Source organism: Acinetobacter sp. UBA5984, from assembly GCF_002429925.1.
GTDB classification, from domain to species: domain Bacteria; phylum Pseudomonadota; class Gammaproteobacteria; order Pseudomonadales; family Moraxellaceae; genus Acinetobacter; species Acinetobacter variabilis.
The window spans coordinates 39,734-57,519 of sequence record NZ_DJBE01000044.1; the positions used below are offsets into that span (position 1 = coordinate 39,734).

17 protein-coding genes and 1 pseudogene are annotated in these 17,786 nt (G+C 44.4%); 11 read left to right on the forward strand and 7 right to left on the reverse strand.

Going from position 1 to position 17,786, the window contains the following annotated elements:
- Positions 1 to 10: 10 nt before the first annotated feature.
- The 3 genes and pseudogenes from B3J29_RS06745 to B3J29_RS06755 all read right to left on the reverse strand — a co-directional run bounded on the left by B3J29_RS06745 (position 11) and on the right by B3J29_RS06755 (position 2,147).
- A complete protein-coding gene (locus B3J29_RS06745) occupies positions 11 to 916 on the reverse strand; it encodes a hypothetical protein (RefSeq protein ID WP_175966321.1) in 906 nt (301 codons plus the stop codon).
- A 92-nt stretch (positions 917 to 1,008) separates the two neighbouring features.
- Positions 1,009 to 1,854 (reverse strand): annotated as a pseudogene (locus tag B3J29_RS06750) (YifB family Mg chelatase-like AAA ATPase); the annotation flags it as partial.
- Positions 1,855 to 1,919: 65 nt separating this feature from the next.
- On the reverse strand, positions 1,920 to 2,147 hold the full coding sequence (locus B3J29_RS06755; protein ID WP_034169813.1) for an accessory factor UbiK family protein: 228 nt from the start codon (positions 2,145 to 2,147) through the stop codon (positions 1,920 to 1,922).
- A gap of 278 nt (positions 2,148 to 2,425) precedes the next feature.
- Between B3J29_RS06755 and glnK the strand changes: the two genes are divergently transcribed.
- The 7 genes from glnK to B3J29_RS06790 all read left to right on the forward strand — a co-directional run bounded on the left by glnK (position 2,426) and on the right by B3J29_RS06790 (position 8,565).
- Positions 2,426 to 2,764, forward strand: coding sequence for a P-II family nitrogen regulator (gene glnK, locus B3J29_RS06760; protein ID WP_004650081.1), 339 nt, complete (start codon positions 2,426 to 2,428; stop codon positions 2,762 to 2,764).
- Between the two features lie 60 nt (positions 2,765 to 2,824).
- Positions 2,825 to 4,240: an ammonium transporter gene (locus tag B3J29_RS06765; protein WP_005233457.1), complete on the forward strand. Its 1,416-nt coding sequence runs from the start codon at positions 2,825 to 2,827 to the stop codon at positions 4,238 to 4,240.
- A gap of 139 nt (positions 4,241 to 4,379) precedes the next feature.
- A complete protein-coding gene (gene nrdR / locus B3J29_RS06770; RefSeq protein ID WP_004787309.1) occupies positions 4,380 to 4,847 on the forward strand; it encodes a transcriptional regulator NrdR in 468 nt (155 codons plus the stop codon).
- A gap of 2 nt (positions 4,848 to 4,849) precedes the next feature.
- Positions 4,850 to 5,938, forward strand: a complete 1,089-nt coding sequence (gene ribD, locus B3J29_RS06775) for a bifunctional diaminohydroxyphosphoribosylaminopyrimidine deaminase/5-amino-6-(5-phosphoribosylamino)uracil reductase RibD (protein ID WP_125279624.1) — start codon at positions 4,850 to 4,852, stop codon at positions 5,936 to 5,938.
- Positions 5,935 to 7,227, forward strand: coding sequence for a DNA adenine methylase (locus B3J29_RS06780; RefSeq protein WP_004787305.1), 1,293 nt, complete (start codon positions 5,935 to 5,937; stop codon positions 7,225 to 7,227). The genes ribD and B3J29_RS06780 overlap by 4 nt, the downstream gene beginning before the upstream one ends.
- Positions 7,228 to 7,250: 23 nt before the next feature.
- A complete protein-coding gene (locus B3J29_RS06785; RefSeq protein ID WP_125279625.1) occupies positions 7,251 to 7,910 on the forward strand; it encodes a riboflavin synthase in 660 nt (219 codons plus the stop codon).
- Positions 7,911 to 8,019: 109 nt separating this feature from the next.
- Positions 8,020 to 8,565 carry a VTT domain-containing protein gene (locus B3J29_RS06790; RefSeq protein ID WP_005233462.1) on the forward strand — a complete coding sequence of 182 codons (546 nt, stop codon included), beginning with the start codon at positions 8,020 to 8,022 and terminating at the stop codon, positions 8,563 to 8,565.
- Positions 8,566 to 8,667: 102 nt separating this feature from the next.
- Here the strand turns inward: B3J29_RS06790 and blhA are convergent, their stop codons facing one another.
- From blhA to B3J29_RS06805, 3 genes are read right to left on the reverse strand one after another with little or no spacing between them, the layout of a single operon-like run.
- The gene (gene blhA / locus B3J29_RS06795) at positions 8,668 to 9,282 is read right to left on the reverse strand and encodes a cell division protein BlhA (protein ID WP_125279626.1); all 615 of its coding nucleotides are present in this window, start codon (positions 9,280 to 9,282) and stop codon (positions 8,668 to 8,670) included.
- A 26-nt stretch (positions 9,283 to 9,308) separates the two neighbouring features.
- Entirely contained in the window at positions 9,309 to 9,716 is a 408-nt protein-coding gene (locus tag B3J29_RS06800; RefSeq protein WP_004787296.1) for a DNA polymerase III subunit chi, read from the reverse strand.
- Complete coding sequence (locus B3J29_RS06805; protein ID WP_125279627.1) at positions 9,709 to 11,157, reverse strand: leucyl aminopeptidase; 1,449 nt, start codon at positions 11,155 to 11,157, stop codon at positions 9,709 to 9,711. The genes B3J29_RS06800 and B3J29_RS06805 overlap by 8 nt, the downstream gene beginning before the upstream one ends.
- Positions 11,158 to 11,313: 156 nt before the next feature.
- Between B3J29_RS06805 and lptF the strand changes: the two genes are divergently transcribed.
- The 4 genes from lptF to B3J29_RS06825 all read left to right on the forward strand — a co-directional run bounded on the left by lptF (position 11,314) and on the right by B3J29_RS06825 (position 16,355).
- The gene (gene lptF, locus B3J29_RS06810; RefSeq protein WP_034169783.1) at positions 11,314 to 12,414 is read left to right on the forward strand and encodes an LPS export ABC transporter permease LptF; all 1,101 of its coding nucleotides are present in this window, start codon (positions 11,314 to 11,316) and stop codon (positions 12,412 to 12,414) included.
- 2 nt (positions 12,415 to 12,416) lie between these two features.
- Positions 12,417 to 13,487: an LPS export ABC transporter permease LptG gene (gene lptG, locus B3J29_RS06815; RefSeq protein WP_005233468.1), complete on the forward strand. Its 1,071-nt coding sequence runs from the start codon at positions 12,417 to 12,419 to the stop codon at positions 13,485 to 13,487.
- A gap of 124 nt (positions 13,488 to 13,611) precedes the next feature.
- The gene (gene gpmI / locus B3J29_RS06820; RefSeq protein ID WP_175966319.1) at positions 13,612 to 15,159 is read left to right on the forward strand and encodes a 2,3-bisphosphoglycerate-independent phosphoglycerate mutase; all 1,548 of its coding nucleotides are present in this window, start codon (positions 13,612 to 13,614) and stop codon (positions 15,157 to 15,159) included.
- 23 nt (positions 15,160 to 15,182) lie between these two features.
- Positions 15,183 to 16,355, forward strand: a complete 1,173-nt coding sequence (locus B3J29_RS06825) for a S41 family peptidase (RefSeq protein ID WP_175966318.1) — start codon at positions 15,183 to 15,185, stop codon at positions 16,353 to 16,355.
- Here B3J29_RS06825 and B3J29_RS06830 read toward each other — a convergent pair whose 3' ends face one another.
- Positions 16,356 to 17,777, reverse strand: a complete 1,422-nt coding sequence (locus B3J29_RS06830) for a sigma-54-dependent transcriptional regulator (protein ID WP_414632198.1) — start codon at positions 17,775 to 17,777, stop codon at positions 16,356 to 16,358.
- Positions 17,778 to 17,786: the final 9 nt, after the last annotated feature.

The following is a 17,786-nucleotide window of genomic DNA, read 5'->3' on the forward strand; positions in this document are numbered from 1 at the left end:
TAATTCTAGTTTATAAGAAATTATCAATACTATTAAAGGACTCAATTTTGGTAATTAAGAAAATTTCATTTTTCTTAATCCAAATTCCTTTAATAGTTAAACCTAGATCATTTATATAAGGAGGTGTGATAATAGGATGGCGGATTTTTGAGTATTTATTGTGTGGTGAGAAGATAGTGTCTTCTAATGACATTTGTAATACAGAAATAACTTCTTGGACTTTTGGATTATATGTAATTGATTTTAAGAAATTTATCGATTGATTTCCTAATTTTTTATAAGAGTCTCTGATCACATAAATGTAATTATATGAACAGTCAAAATTTAGATAAAAATATTTATTAATTATTTTTTCACGGCTATGAATAAGAATATCATTCTTAATAAAACTATTTTTTGTGAAAAAAGCCTGTAGAAGAACCATGCATGAGATGAATACTCTTTTACCTGTGACTGTAATTAAATCACAATAATAGCTTTTTAAAAATATATGAAATAGTTCAGAATCTTTATTAAGAATTTTTTTTGCTACGAGTTTTTCAAAGAAATTAATATTAATTAAGTCAAATTTTATCAAAGTTTCTAAATTTTCAACTTTTGGCTTATTAAATTTAAATAGAAAGTTTAATTTTAAAGAACATATTGTATTTGAAAAGTTAAAATTTTGAGAAATATATTTTTGACCTTTCCAAATGGAACCTATCTTGGCTTTATACAATTGATTTAAACAAATTGTAGAAATAATAAAGTTATCTTCAATAAGGGACTTCTTATTAATATCAACTTCCCAAAGCAAAACATAAATTAAAGGGCTACTTGAATTTCCTGAAAAATTATTCTCAATTCCACCATATAAGGTTAAGACACGTATTACATCATCATTAGGAAAACTATTAAGGAGAAAATTTGAGTTCATATTTTTAAAAAGAACTAATTAGTAGGTTAGAATTTTTCCATTAATAACTTTACTAGCATTTATTGTTGTAAAACTAGCTTTTATTTTTGTAAATGACAGCCACCGCCGACCAGTGCAATGGCAGAGGCAGTATGATGCGGTGCCCGAAATGGCCGCTGACCAAAGGGATGATTGGCATTGGCAATTGAATAGATACTGGCAACTTCCAGATTTTCCTGAGTATTTAAGGGCGGTAAAATACTGGCGAGGCGCGATGCTAACAAGGTTTTACCTGTACCAGGTGGACCGCGGAACAGCAGGGAATGGCCGCCAGCAGCTGCAATTTCCAAGGCACGTCGTGGTCGCAATTGTCCTTTCACATCCGCTAGATCAAATTTATAAAAAGAGTGCTGATCTAATGGACTGGTCTTAAACGGGGTCAAGGTTTCTGCTTGAGCCAGATGTGCACAGACTTCCTGTAAATGATTGGCAGCAAATACCTGAAAATCCGGGAGCTGAGAGGCTTCCTGAGCATTCGGACTAGGCAAGATCAGCTGGTGCTGTTCCTGCTGGCAGGCGATTGCAATGCTCAAGATGCCTGTTACAGGCCGCAATTGACCATCTAAGGCCAGTTCACCAATAAACTCAAGATTATCAGTACAATTTTCTGGAAGCTGTCCTGAAGCAACCAAAATTCCTAGCGCAATCGGCAAGTCTAAACGTGAGCCATTTTTAGGTAGATCGGCAGGTGCCAGATTAATCGTCAGGCGTTTAGTCGGAAACTGAAAGCCACTATTCAGAATGGCAGAGCGAACCCGATCCTTACTTTCTCTGACTGCGGCTTCAGGAAGCCCCACAATGGTGAGGGAAGGCATGCCAGAACTGACATGGACTTCGACTTCAATTAAAGGTGCATGCAGGCCTAACAGGCCTCGCGTATAAATTTTGGCAAAAGACATATTGTTGTTCCAATATAGTGCATTATTTTTATTGTTCTCGTGTCTTTTGTGCACTGTAGTTGTGCTTATTTTTTAATCGAGATTTTTTCTTCTAGCTCTTCGACTTGTTTTAGTAAATCATTTAAACGCTGATTGGCATTATTTAGGGCAGTGCGTTGGCGTTCAAGCTCTTCTTTAGACACTAAATCCATCTTGCTAACGGCTTCATTGAGCAGGGCACGCAGATTGTGTTCCAGATCCTTTTTAGGCTGTTCAACTTGCTGCAAAATTGCTTGTAACAGGGTTTCAATCATAATCCGATCCATCGCCATATAAATGCGCGGACAGTGTAGCATTGCTGCAAGAGTGACTGACAGTATTTCAGATAAAATATAGGCTGCTTCGATTAGTAATATTGTAAAAATCCACATAAAAAATATCCGATTTGTGCAGATTCCAATACGTTATAAGTATAAAATAAAGGAGCAAGAAACATCGTGCCGGGCTTTCTAATTTCCCCCGACCTTAGGAATCTTGGCATGAAATTTGAACATAAAACCTTACTGGTGAAATAAGCCGAAGGAAAACAAACATGAAGCTCGTAACTGCAATTGTAAAACCTTTCAAATTGGATGATGTGCGTGAAGCATTATCTGAAATTGGTGTTCAAGGCATCACTGTGACTGAAGTCAAAGGCTTTGGTCGTCAAAAAGGCCATACTGAACTTTATCGTGGTGCTGAATACGTTGTAGATTTCCTACCGAAAGTCAAAATTGAAATCGCAATCAGCGACGAAATGGTTGATTCGGTAATTGAATCAATTACTCGTGTTGCAAGCACTGGAAAAATCGGTGACGGAAAAATTTTCGTAACTAACTTAGAACAAGTCATCCGTATTCGTACCGGTGAAACAGGTGCAGACGCTGTTTAATTTGGCACGAAGTTTGCTGAGTACCTAATAACTCACAAAAAACATGGTTGGGGGATACGAATGAAAAAAATGCTAATGGCGTTCGGCTTGTCCAGCGCTCTTTTAGGGGGTTCTGTTGCGTGGGCTGAAGAGGCCGTAACAGCACCAACACCTACTGAAGAAGTCGCACTTGTTGCAGAGACTGGTGATACTTCACTTACAACAACAGACACAACTACAGCAGAGATTGCTGAAGTGGCGCCAGCTGAACCAGCAGCGCCTGCAGAAGAAGAAGCTACTCTCGATACTGGCGATACAGCCTGGATTCTCACTTCAACAGCCCTTGTATTACTGATGACCATTCCAGGTTTAGCCCTGTTCTATGGCGGTATGGTCCGTAAGAAAAATGTGCTGGCAACAATGGCACACAGCTTTGTTGCTGCAGCCGTAGTCAGTATTGCTTGGGTCGTGATTGGCTATACCTTGGCCTTTGGTGAAGGAAATGCCTTTATCGGCAGTCTGGACAAGCTCATGCTGGCTGGAATAACCACCGATGCGCTATCCGGCACAATTCCTGAAATCCTGTTCGTGATCTTCCAAATGACGTTTGCCATTATTACGGTTGCCATCATCAGCGGTTCAATTGCGGAACGTATGAAGTTTGGTGCTTTCGTGGCATTCATTGCACTCTGGGTAATTCTAGTTTATGCACCAATTACTCACTGGGTATGGGGTGGCGGCTGGTTAGGCAACGACGGTGCGCTTGACTTTGCTGGTGGTACAGTCGTTCACATCAACTCAGGTGTAGCGGGTCTGGTTGCAGCCTACATGCTAGGTAAACGTATGGGCCTTGGCCGTGAATCAATGGCGCCACATAATCTGACTTTAACCGTCGTCGGTGCAAGCTTACTTTGGGTAGGCTGGTTCGGCTTCAACGGTGGTTCAGCATTGGGTGCAAATGGTTCTGCAGGCTATGCGCTGATCGTAACTCAAGTTGCAGCAGCGGCAGCAGCAATCTCTTGGTTAATTACTGAAAAAGTAGTACGTGGTAAAGCCTCTGTATTAGGCGGTGCTTCTGGTGCGGTAGCAGGTCTGGTGGTGATTACTCCAGCAGCTGGTTTCGTTACTGTCGGTGGTGCACTGGCAATGGGTCTGATCGGTGGTGTGGTATGTTTCTGGGGTATTACTGCCTTGAAACGTGTACTGAAAGCCGACGATTCTCTAGATGCCTTTGGTCTGCATGGCGTCGGTGGTATCGTTGGTGCGATTCTGACAGCATTCTTTGCAAGCGAATTCATCATGGGTGATGCTGCTCCAGCAAATGTAATGAGCCAACTTTGGGTTCAAGTTGAAGGTGTACTTGCAACCATCGCTTACTCTGCAGTATTAACTTTTGTGATTCTTAAGGTGATCGATCTGATCATCGGTATCCGTGTTTCTTCTGATGATGAACGTATGGGTCTGGACTTGAGTCAACATGGCGAACGCGTAGAATAATCTGCTAAAACAATAATCAATATATTGTGTAAAACAGCCCATATGGGCTGTTTTTTTTCTATATGTTGCGTAAAACTCTACAAAGTTTGGAATTTTTGCTACACTCGGAAATCATCAGGATTTGTTCAATTAAACCGCTATGCATTGCCCATTTTGCAATACACCAGACAGTAAAGTGATTGATTCACGCCTGGCCGCTGAAGGTTGCCAGATTCGCCGCCGTCGTGAATGCGTCAGTTGTAATGAACGCTTTACCACCTTTGAAAGTTATGAAGTGGTGATGCCGCGTGTCATTAAATCTGATGGCAAGAATGAACCCTTTGATGAAGCCAAATTACGCCGTTCACTGATGCATGCCTTGCAGAAACGTCCTGTGACGCAAGAACAGATTGAAACGGTGCTCAGTGATATTCAATTACAGATTCGCCGTTTGGGTGAACGTGATGTGAAATCACGCACGATTGGTGAAATTGTCATGCAATCTCTATTTGCACTTGATCATGTCGCTTATGTCCGTTTTGCTTCAGTCTATCAGGACTTCCAGGATGTCGAAGCCTTTCGTCGTCAGATTGAACAAATGCAGCAACGCGGTGAGTTTCAAGAATAAGCATGACTGAACTCACTCAAGATCAAATCTGGATGCGCCGTGCCATCGAACTGGCACGTCAGGGACAGTACTCCACTAAACCCAACCCGAATGTCGGCTGTGTCATTGTCAAAGATGGCATAATCGTAGGTGAAGGTTTTCACCCTAAAGCAGGTCAACCTCATGCGGAAGTTTTTGCCATGCGTCAGGCGGGTGAACAGGCACGTGGAGCAACGGCTTATGTCACTCTGGAGCCGTGCGCACATTATGGCCGTACACCGCCGTGTGCCAAAGGTCTGGTTGAAGCAGGCTTAGCCAAAGTGATTGTGGCTTGTCCTGATCCGAATCCACTGGTCGCTGGAAAAGGTGTGCAGATCCTGAAAGAGGCCGGTATCGAAGTGGAAGTTGGCATCTGTGAAGATGAAGCGCATCTACTAAATGATGGCTTCCTGAAAGCCATGGCAACCGGTATGCCTTATGTGCGTCTAAAAATTGCATCCAGTCTGGATGGCCGTACGGCAATGGCATCGGGTGAATCAAAATGGATTACTGGTGTAGAGGCTCGACAGGATGTACAACATTGGCGTGCGATTTCCGGTGCAGTAATTACCGGGATTGATACGGTATTAGCAGATGACTGCCAGCTCAATGTTCGTAGTCTGAAAGAAGTTGATGACATCAGCACAATCGTTCAGCCAAAACGGATTATTCTGGATCGTCAGGGGCGTTTGCCACTGACTGCCAAAATTTTAGAAAATCCAGAAACGGTAATGGTGATGGGGCCTTATCGTCAGGAGCTGGCTGAGTTGGGTGTGATCCAACTCGAAATTCAGCCTTTAAAAGAATTATTACAGCAACTGGTTCAGCTGCATCAGATTTATGATGTGCTGGTTGAGTCAGGCGCAACCTTATCTACCGCATTTTTACAGGCAGGACTGGTGGATGAACTCATCAGTTATGTTGCACCGACCTTATTGGGGCAAACTGCGCGTAGTATGTTGAATGCAGAATTTAGCCGAATGGCAGAACAACTTCGATTCAAGCTACAGGATGTCACTCGCGTGGGTGATGACGTGCGCTTCAGGTTAATTCCTTCTCAAGAGACACTATGAATTCAGAGTCTACGGTTTATCACAAACGCCGCCATGCGGCACGTACTACCGATGAATATCTTTTCCATCAGTTGGTTCCTTATTTGGGGAACAAGCGCCGTTTACTACATTTAATTCTGGAAGCACTTGAGAGCACGGGAACCTTAAAACGTGAAGATGGTCGTGCGCCTATTTTTGCCGATTTCTTTGCTGGTTCTGGTGTGGTGTCGCGTTTAGCACGTCAAAATGGCTATCGTGTGATTGCCAATGACTGGGAACCGTATAGCCATGCGCTGAATCATGCAGTTCTGGCTTGTACTGATGCACCTGCATTTAAAGAACTGGGTGGCTATCAGAAAGCAATTGATTATCTGAACCGTCTGCCTGAAGTCAAAGGCTGGGTGACGCATAATCTGTGTCCACGCAATGACGAAATCTATGATCCGACCCGTGACCGTTTATTCTTCAAACGCCGTAACGGCATGCGTATCGATGCGATCCGTCAGCAGATTGCCACTTGGCAAGCGCAAGGTGCGATTGATGACGTGGAAATGAGTGCCTTGCTGGCACCATTACTTTATTCAGCCAGTTTTGTCAGCAATACTTCAGGTGTATTTAAAAGTTTCCATCATGGTTGGGGCGGTAAGACTCAAACTGCACTAGAACGTATTGAATCACTACTTTGGTTAACGCCAAGCCGTTTTTGTGAAGATGCCAAGCATCAAGGACCTGCCGCAGAAATGTGGTGTGTGGATGCCCAACACTTAGCCAATCAGATGAGTGGTTTTGAAGTCGATGTAGCTTATCTTGATCCACCCTATAACCAGCACGCCTATAGCAGTAACTACCATGTACTGAATGCTTTAACACTCTGGGATCAGGTGGATCTGCCTACGCCAGACACTAAAGGCTTCAAGAGCGGAATTGACCGTGCATGGCGTAAAGAACGTCCAAGTCAGTACAACTCATCCAAGCATGCCAAAGAAGCCTATGAAACTTTGTTAGCGACCATTAATGCGCGTTTTATCCTGACCAGTTATTCGACCGATGGTAATATCAGTGCCACAGATTTGTTGCAGGCCAACCTGAAACGCGGCCGTGTAACCTTGCTCACTCAGGATGTGCCACGTTATCGTGTCAGCAAACAGCGCCAGTCTGAACGTGCACGCGTACTAGAATTTATTGTAATTACCGACACGCATGCCAAGTCAGGTCCACCAATTCGTCAGTTACTGAGCCAGTTGCATCATTATGCCGAGCTGGGCGGTGTGGATACGACCGGGGTGAGTACCCAATTGGCCTTGTGGTAAGCGCAGAGAAAAAGGAAATAAAGATGTTTACAGGTATTATTGAAAGTCTGGGCAAGGTCGAGAGCCTGCAAGGCGTTGGTGGTGATGTGCGTTTACGCATCCAGACGGACCTGGATATGTCCGATGTACATCTAGGTGATTCGATTGCCACCAATGGCATCTGTCTGACCGTAATTGACTGGGGTGAGAACTGGTATGCTGCAGACGTATCACGTGAAAGTCTGGACCGGACTACACTGGCTAACTGGAAAGTCGGCCAACCTGTAAATGTCGAAAAGGCGATGCTGCCAACTACACGCTTTGGTGGACATATTGTTTCTGGTCATGTCGATGCTGTGGGTGAAATTAAGGTGGTACGTTCCGATGCTCGTTCCATCTACTTTGAAGTGACTGCACCAAAAGAAATTGCCAAATATCTGGCAGAAAAGGGCTCTATAACAGTAGATGGCATCAGCCTAACCATCAATCACTTACGTGGAAATATCCTTAGTCTGAATCTGATCCCGCATACAGCCGAACGTACCAATATTAGTACCTGGAAGCTAGGCACTAGAGTCAATCTGGAAGTGGATATACTGGCGCGTTATATCGAGCGTTTATTGCTTGGTGACAAGGCCGCAGAACCTACAGAACAGTCTAAAATCAGCATGGACTTCTTAGCCGAAAATGGCTTTTTGAAATAAATTAGCTACACAATTACCAGACAATCTAATTGAAAAATTAGACTGTTTTTTTATTTTTCGGGATAATACGTGGCTCAACTCGCGATTTTAGCCCCAGTGGACAGGTCGAATGCTCGATTTTTTACTTCATCTTGAACAGTCTTTACCCTTATTACTGGAGCAGTATGGGGTATGGATCTATGCAATTTTGTTCCTGGTGATTTTTGCGGAAACAGGTTCGCCGTTTTTCTTCTTTTTGCCAGGTGACAGTTTGTTGATTGCTGTCGGTGCGTTGTGTTCCAGCTCTGACCTGATTACCTTGCACTCCATGGGTTTATTACTACTGATTGCTTCGATTCTGGGTTATACCGTGAATTATTATTCGGGTAGAGTACTCGGATTAAAGTATTTCAATGAGCATTCACGATTTTTCAAACCCGAATATATGGTCAAAACCAATCATTATTTTATGAAACATGGTGGCAAGACGATCTTAATTGCGCGTTTTATTCCCTTTGTACGTTCCTTCGGTCCTTTTGCGGCAGGTTCTGGCCATATGAGCTTTGCGACTTTCAGTTTTTATAATGTAACTGGGGGAATTCTCTGGATCAGCACTTTGCTAGGGGTGGGCTATCTGCTTGGTAATACCGCATTTTTACTGGCTGACTTGTTTTAATTTTAAAGTAGATTTTAGCTAGATAGAATAAGTTTAAACAAGGCAAGCAAGGAGTTAAGGCTGAAAAATAAAAAGACTATTTCAGCCAAATGACTATCAACTTTACTCAGCCAGATCAGAATTTTTCAGAATATAGTCAATTTCTTCTTTGGCTGCAGCGCGTAATTTCTCACGCAGTGCATTGATGGTTTGTTCAATCACAGTTTCTGCTTCGAGTTCCAGACGTAACCGTAAGCTTTCCAGCTCAGACAAAATCTGGGTATCATCGATATTTAAGCGACCTTTGGCAAAGTCGAGAACCTGATCCGGATTTTTCTGATAGCGTGCGGCATAATCCTGAACTTCAGTATCCAGTATATGACGCATTTCAGCAAGCTTCTGGGTTTGCTCGGCAAATTTTCGCTCTTCATCACGGCGTAGCTGTTCGGCATAAGCCTGTTCTTCAGCACGTTTTTCGGCTAAGGCTTTTTCGAGTGCCCGTTGTCTGCGAATGCGTGCTTCTTCAATCAGTTCGGCCTTGCGCTGTGCATACGCTGCTTCAATTTTACGCTCAGACTCTTTCTGTAACTGCTGGTCGCGGACCAGCCATTCTTCTACAACGGTTTCAGGCTTAAGTACTTCACAGATGCGCGAGAGGTCATCGATAAAGGTCTGACGTACAGCCTCAGGTGTGTTTAACCAGCGCTGTTTAAAATCTGGACCTACATTTAATGCCACTTGCATCTCCTTGTTCACGTGATTACTTAGAGCTTAAAGGTATTTGGCTGAATGCCAAAGCGACGATATTGTTTATATTTTTCACGTCCCAGCTGTTTGGCCGGTTCATTGTTTTCAATAATCTCAATAATGTGACTAAATTTCGCATCAGGTTCAAGTGCTTCCGGATTAAAATTAAAAATAATCCAGCCCGACTGCTCTGGTAATTGAGCCGAGATACAAACGGTTGCATCTGGCTGATCGATTCCATGCGGAATAAAGCTGGCAGGATCAAAGTTCCATAGCTTTTCATCCAGTTCCTGCTGTAAGGCAGGATCAGCACACAGCAGCCAGATGCGCTCTGGCTGACGCAAAATTTTACGGCATAAACGACAAGTGCTGTCCACTTGTCGTTCAGGACTTTTTTCAAATAAATAAAAGCTGACCTTAGCCATGCTTTTGAACGCGATTAGCCAGGAATTGCATTAATAAAGGTACTGGACGGCCAGTTGCGCCTTTATTTGGACCTGAATTCCATGCAGTACCTGCAATATCCAAGTGAGCCCAGCGATAGTCACGTGTAAAACGTTGCAGGAAGCATGCAGCTGTTACAGAACCAGCTTTAGGGCCACCAATATTGGCAATATCAGCAAATGGGGAATCCAGTTGTTCCTGATAGTCGTCCAGTACCGGCATGCGCCATACACGGTCAAATGCGTTTTGGCCAGCGGTTTCAAGTTCTGCAGCCAGCTCATTGTCTGGCGTAAACATACCAGTCAAGACTGAACCTAACGCCACTACACAAGCACCGGTTAGAGTTGCAATATCAATCACCAGAGCAGGATTAAAGCGTTTCACATAAGTTAATGCATCGCAGAGTACCAGACGGCCTTCAGCATCAGTATTTAAAATTTCAACGGTTTGGCCACTCATGGTGGTGACGATGTCACCTGGACGTGTTGCTTTGCCAGACGGCATATTTTCCGCTGCAGCAATCGCACCTACAACGTGAATTGGTAAACGAGATTCACATAGTGCACGAAGCGTGCCCAGAACTGAAGCTGCACCGCACATATCGTATTTCATTTCGTCCATGCCAGCGCCTGGTTTTAATGAAATACCACCGGTATCAAAAGTAATGCCTTTACCCAGTAATACCACTGGTGCTTCTTCACGATGCGCCAGATATTCAATCGTAATAATACGGCCTGGACGATCTGAACCTTTGCTGACTGCAAGGAAGGCCCCCATGCCAAGGTCAGCCATTTGCTGTTCATTGAGTACAGTTACTTTAAGCAGGTCCGGATATTGAGCCGCCAGCGCTTGGGCCTGTTCTGCCAGATATTCCGGGAAACAGATATTGCCAGGACGGTTACCCAGATCACGCGCCAGATTCTGACCAGTCTGTACGGCCTGAATCAATTGCAACTGTTCAGTTGTTAGCGGAGTTTCGGCAGCGATGAAATCAATCTGCTGCAGAATAAATTCGTTCTTTTTCGACTTGTATTCGTCATAGCCGTAGCTGGCCTGAGTTAAAGCCAATGCAAACAGATAGTGCAATTCTTGTGGAAGTTGTGTCAGATCAACAGAAATCTGTTTGAATTTTTTTTGAGAGGCTTTAATAATGGCCTGGGCAATTTTCGCCAGTTTTCCCGCTTGTAATTCGGCAGTCTTGCCGAGGCCGATCAGGGCCGCATGCTGAGACTGGCTGACCTGTCCAATTAGGCTTAAACTTTCTGCTAGACCGGCCTTGAATTGGGAGGCTTCAATTAATGTGTCTAGGTTGTTGATTTGGTATGTTGATGCAGCGCTCTGAATTTGCTCTGAGTTGACTAAAATCAACAAAGATTGACTTGATCCATTCTCTGGGAATGACGTATTAATTGTAAGGTTCATATCTTGTTTTCACGCCTGTTTAGATTTGCAAATCATTCAAGCATTGAAACATTTATCCGAATAGATTTTCAATGGGCAGAGCCACCTAGGTTTTATATTTTTGCTATTCGGGTAAACTAGCACTCGTTTTATGGAGCTCATTTTGGAAGAACTAATTTGATTATTCGGCGTTATCTGGTCAAGCAAGTGGTATCGACCTCCTTGGTGGTGATTGCCTTACTGACCCTTATCATGATGGGCGGTCGTTTGATCAAGTATTTTGGTGTGGCCGCACAGGGGCGTCTGGATGCTGGAATCCTGTTCAGCATCATTGGTTATCGTTTGCCTGAATTCCTGACCTTGATTCTTCCACTTGGGTTCTTTATTGGTTTAATGCTGGTCTTTGGTCGTCTCTATGTTGATCATGAGATGGCGGTCTTAAATGGTAGCGGAATTAGCCGGCATCAGCTGGCACGTCTTTTGATTCCGATGACTTTGGTCTATCTCCTTGCACAAGGCTTTCTCATGTTGTGGGCTTCACCGTGGGGGATTCGACAGTTCGAAGCCTTGACCAGTGAGCAGGCAGTACGAACCGGCTTTGATCTGGTTCGGCCCAAAGAATTTATCTCTTCCGGACCTTATACCATTTATGCCGGAGATCTATCCGAAGATCGCAAAAACCTGAAAGATATCTTTTTCTATCAGCGTGCGGAAAAAGAAGGCAAGCCAGATGTGATGATTCTGGCGCAGGAAGCGACCCGGATTGAAATGCCGAATGATGCAGCTAATGTGGTCGACCTAGTCAATGGTCGCCGCTATGAAATTTATCCAGGCACGCCGCAATATACCCAGGCTGAATTTGAAAGCTATCGTTTACGGATCGAAAGTGATAAAGAAGCATCACTGGCCAGTGATGAAGTTGAAGCCTTGCCGACCGGACAGCTTTGGAAAAATCGTCAGGATCCTGTCGTAGCCAGTGAGCTTGGCTGGCGTGTCTTTGTGCCATTTGCCATTGTGATTGCCCTGATTTTGTCTGTAGCCCTGTCTGAAGTGAGCCCACGTCAAGGTCGCTACCTCAAATTATTCCCGGCACTGATGATCTTTGCCAGCCTGATCGTCGCCCTGATGGCGATCAAAACCCGGGTCAGTAAGGCGGAAATGGGCATTTGGGCTTATCCATTAGTCCTGATCATTTATGCTATAGCCGGTGCATTGTTCTCACGTAAACAGAATTTGGCGCCAAAAATTAAAAAACGGATTCAGCGAGTGAGGTCTTAACAATGTTAGCACGTCGTATAGTTGCCAAACATGTGACCGGAACCACTGCGCTGGCGATGCTTGGGGCAACAGCTGTTCTTTCAGGTCTGCAGGTCTTATTTACGTATTTAGGTGAATTGGGTTCCCTGAAAGAAGGCTATGGTGCCTGGGATGCCTTGAAATATGTACTCTGGGGCGCACCCAATTATTTGTATGAAATCCTGCCAATTTCGGCACTGATTGGTGCGGTACTCGGTTTGGGTACATTAGCTTCCAATAGTGAGCTGATCGTAATGCGTTCAGTCGGCGTTAGCCTGTGGCGTATTGTCGGCTGGGTCATCCGTTCAGCATTGCTATTAGTCGTATTGTCGTTTGCCCTGAGCGAGTGGGTGATTCCCTATACCAATGAACAGGCCAAAGCTGTCAAAAGCTATAACAAGCCGGTCAAAATTGGTGAAGTGAAAGGTTACTGGACGCGTGAGGGTAATCGCTTTATCTATATTGATTATGCAAATGCCAAAGGCCAGCTGAAAAATGTGCAGATGCTGGACTTTGATGACAATTATCGTCTGCGGGGTACTCTGGATGCCAAACAGGGTGAGTTTGTCAAAGATGGGGCCTGGAAACTAGATAGCACAGAACAGTTTGATATTTTACAAAACGGCAATGCGACACTGGTACAGCATGATGAGCAGCCACTGGCTTTGGCCTTGCAGCCAAAATATGTGCATATGGTCACGATTGATCCGGAAGATTTATCGCCAAGCCAGCTGGTGAGCTTTATGAGCTATATGCATGAATATAGTCAGGTACCTAAAACCTATCAGCTGGCCTTCTGGCAGAAAGTCGGTTCGCCATTTGCCCTGATTGCGCTGGTAGTGATTGCCTGTTCATTTATTTTCGGACCATTGCGTCAGCAATCCATGGGTTTCCGTTTGGTGATTGCATTATTCGCAGGTTTAGGCTTCTTCTACCTGCAGGATTTTCTTGGCTATGCCAGTCTGGTCTATGCGCCGTCACCGGCATGGTTCGTATTTATTCCTATTTTGCTGATGTTTGCTATTGGCGGCTACTTACTCCATCGGGCCCGCTAAGCTACAGGAAAATAGAAGAAATCAATCGCAACAAGAGGCTTAAACCATCGTCTGGTCATGGCCTCTTTTTGCAAAATTCGGTAAACTAGAGCGATTAATTCGTAGACGAAAAGAGTATTTCATTATGACGGATGCAACTGCTGGCAAAATCCCTCACGTTTTGGTGATAATGGATGGTGTGGGTCATCGCGAAGCGGTCGAAGACAATGCGTTTTTAGCGGCTAAACGACCAAATTTAACTGCTATGCAGGAAAAGCATCCGCATGGTTTGATCTCAGGTTCAGGTGAAGATGTCGGCCTGCCTGATGGTCAGATGGGGAACTCTGAAGTCGGTCATATGAATCTTGGTGCTGGCCGTGTGCTCTATCAGGACTTTACCCGTATTACTAAAGATATCCGTACTGGGGCTTTCTTCGAACATGAAGTGCTGGTAGATGCGGTTGAGAAAGCCAAAGCAGCAAATGGCGCAGTCCACATTATGGGTCTGCTGTCTGAAGGCGGTGTGCACTCACACGAAGACCATATTGTGGCCATGGCTGAACTGGCATTAAAACGTGGTGCTCAGGTTTATCTGCATGCGTTCCTCGATGGCCGTGATACTCCACCAAAAAGTGCTCAACCCTCTTTAGAAAAACTGGATGTATTATTTGCTCAATATCCGGGTCAGGGTCGTATTGTCAGCATGATCGGTCGTTATTTTGCCATGGACCGTGACAACCGTTGGGATCGTGTAGAGCAAGCGTACCGTCTGCTGACTGAAGGTGAAGCAGTGCGTACTGCAGCTAGTGCAGTTGAAGGTCTGGAACAGGCTTATGCTGCAGAGGAATCAGATGAATTTGTAAAAGCGACTCGCATTGGCGACACTGTGAAGATTCAGGATGGCGACAGCGTCGTATTCATGAACTTCCGTGCTGACCGTGCCCGTGAATTGACTCGTGCCTTTGTTGAAAAAGATTTTGCTGGTTTTGAACGTAAGGTTGTACCGAATCTGGCGAAATTTGTAATGTTGACCCGTTATCAGGCGACCATTGATGCGCCAATAGCCTATATGCCAGAAGCGCTGGTAAATTCTTTAGGTGAGTATCTGTCGAACTTGGGTAAAACTCAGCTACGTATTGCAGAAACCGAGAAATATGCGCATGTAACCTTCTTCTTTAGCGGTGGCCGTGAAGATGAGTATCCAGGTGAAAAACGTATCCTGATCCCATCGCCAAATGTTGCGACTTATGACCTGAAACCGGAAATGAGTGCCTATGAAGTCACTGATGAACTGGTGGCAGCGATCAATTCAGGCGAGTTTGACCTACTGGTTGTGAACTATGCCAACGGTGATATGGTCGGTCATACAGGTGTATTTGATGCAGCAGTGAAAGCCGTTGAAGCCGTGGATACTTGCTTAGGCCGTGTTTATGAAGCTGTGATGGCGAAAAAAGGTCATATGATTATTACTGCCGACCATGGTAATGTGGAGCAAATGCAGGATTATCAGAGTGGTCAGGTGCATACCCAGCATACCACTGAACTGGTTCCATTTATCTATGTGGGTCCAAGTTCTGCAACAATCGCAGAAGGTGGTGTATTGGCTGATGTCGCACCAACCCTGCTGAACTTGATGCAAATTCCGGTACCAGCTGAAATGCAGGGTCGCAATCTTATTGAGCTGCACGCTTAAACTTTTATAAAACGGGTATAAGAATGATAAAAACACATGGCAAGTCTGTAGTCTTATCCTGCTTACTGATGTGTTTGAGTCATTCCGCCTGGAGTGCTGTTTCGACCGAGATGGCACTCGATGAACTGGAAATAGATGAACAGGTCTATAATGAAATTCCTGTTACATCCATCCAGGAATTTGTTCAGATTTATGGCATCGTCAAAGATAATTATATTCAAGACAAAAATGACGATGTGCTTTTCCAGCAAGCCATTCAAGGTTTGGTGAGCGGCTTGGACCGCTATTCCCGCTATTTATCTCCTGAAGACTATAAGCAGCTGCGTGAATATACCGAAGGTGATCTGGCCAGTATTGATTTTGATCTGTATTTTAATCCACAGCTAAAACAATGGATGGTACAAGGCTTGAGTCCAGATGCTGACTCTGCCAAGCAAGGCCTTCGTAATGGTGTAACAGTTTATAAGATTGATGATCAGGTCTTGAGTGCGCTGAAACGTGAGCAGGTGCGAGATTTATTGACTGGTGCTATTGGCTCTACTTTAACGCTACAGCTTTCTGCGCAAAGTGTACCGATTACACTGGTCCGCAATACCAAAGTGGATACCGAGATTAAATCGACCTTACACAGCAATCAGGTTCTGGTGCTACAGGTCAAAGTCTTCCAGCAGGATACCGCTAATGAAATCAAACGGATTATTGAAAGTTATTCAACTAATCGCCTGAAAGCGGTGCTGTTTGACCTGCGTAATAATCCGGGTGGTTTATTATCTGCAGCTGTTGAATCAGCAGATTTGTTTCTGAATCAGGGTATTATTGTCTCGACCAAGAGCCGTTCTGAAGGTAATCAGCAATTTCAGGCACTACCAGGAATTGAGTTTCAGAACCTAAAAGTCGGGATTCTGATCAATAACCGTTCTGCTTCTGCTGCAGAAGTATTTACTGCTGCTCTGAAAGAACATAATCGTGCTTGGGTGGTAGGAGAAAAGAGCTATGGCAAAGGGGTAGTGCAAAAGCTATTCCCTTTAAGTAATGGCTCTGCTTTGCAGATGACAGTATCTCAATACTTTAGCCCGAGTGGCAATATGATCGAAGGACAGGGGATTCAGCCACATTTCACCTATCCCTTAGGTCAGGATGCACGTGAGGAGAGCTATCTGGATCACGTCACAGACTTGCTGCTCCTGCAAAAATAATTATTCCTCTTCTTCGGTATCCAGTCCGAATTTTTTCAGACGGTAACGTAAAGACCGAAATGACATCCCCAGTTTCTTCGCGGCCAATGTACGGTTCCAATGGGTCAGATTCAAAGCATTCAACAGAATTTCTTTTTCAATCTTTTCTAAATACAGTTCCAGACCTTCTTCGGGGAGTTTCTTGGGAATAATGATCTGATCCGAAGATGAAGTCGGCTCTGCCAGATTGGCAGTTTCTGATAAGACAGGTGCCATATGACGTAGTGGAGCAGTTTGCAGATGCTGAAGATCAATCTTGTCTTCATCACTCAAAATAATTGCGCGTTCAATAATGTTGCGCAGTTCGCGTACATTGCCCGGATAATATTGCTCGAGTAAAAATTCTTTACTCCGTTCCGTCAACTTTTTCGCAGGAATTTCCCATTCTTGGCAGATCTTTTGAATAAAATGCTCAGCGAGGAGCAGAATATCCTGGCCGCGCTCACGCAGGGGTGGTAAGACCAGATCCATCACATGAATACGGAAGAACAAGTCCTGACGGAATTTGCCTTGTTGTACCAGCGCATCGAGATCCTGATGGCTGGCACTGATGACACGGAAATCGACATCAATTTCAGTATCGGAACCGACTGGACGAATGCGTTTTTCCTGAACAGCACGTAACAGTTTGACCTGCATAGATAACGGTAATTCAGCAATCTCATCTAAGAACAAACTACCTCCATGGGCAGACTGAATTAGTCCCTGCTTGTCCTGTGTCGCGCCAGTAAAGCTGCCTTTCTTATGGCCAAACAGTTCACTTTCCATCAGTTCAGTCGGGATTGCACCGCAGTTAATTGCGATAAAAGGTCCTTCATTGCGATTGCTGAGACGATGAACCAGATTGGCGACAACTTCTTTCCCGGTACCTGATTCGCCAGTAATAAACACGGGTGCCTGGGAACGGGCAATTTTTTTCAAGGTGACACGCAATTGCTGAATAGGCAGAGATTGTCCAATCAGCAGCTTATGTTCTAGTGAATCATTGGAATTATTCTGATAATAGTCTACTGGTTTATTTAGTGCTTTTTGCAGCAGTTGCTCCAGATGCTTTTGATTGATCGGTTTGCTAACAAAGTCAAATGCACCTGCCTTGAGTGCAGCAATAGCAATATCCATATTACCATAGGCCGTTAGAACAGCTACCGGAAGGTAAGGGGAATGCTGGTTAATCCAGTCCAGTAATTGCAGACCATTGCCATCAGGAAGATTTAGATCCGTCAGACAGGCATCATATTGATGATCTGTCAGAAATTTTTTTGCATCTTCCAGACGATGGGCAATATGTGTACGGATTCCCATGCGCATCAATGACATTTGCATGAGGGTACATAGATCTTCCTCATCATCCACCAATAAAACCAGTGGTTGTTGTTCCACAATATTTCCCCT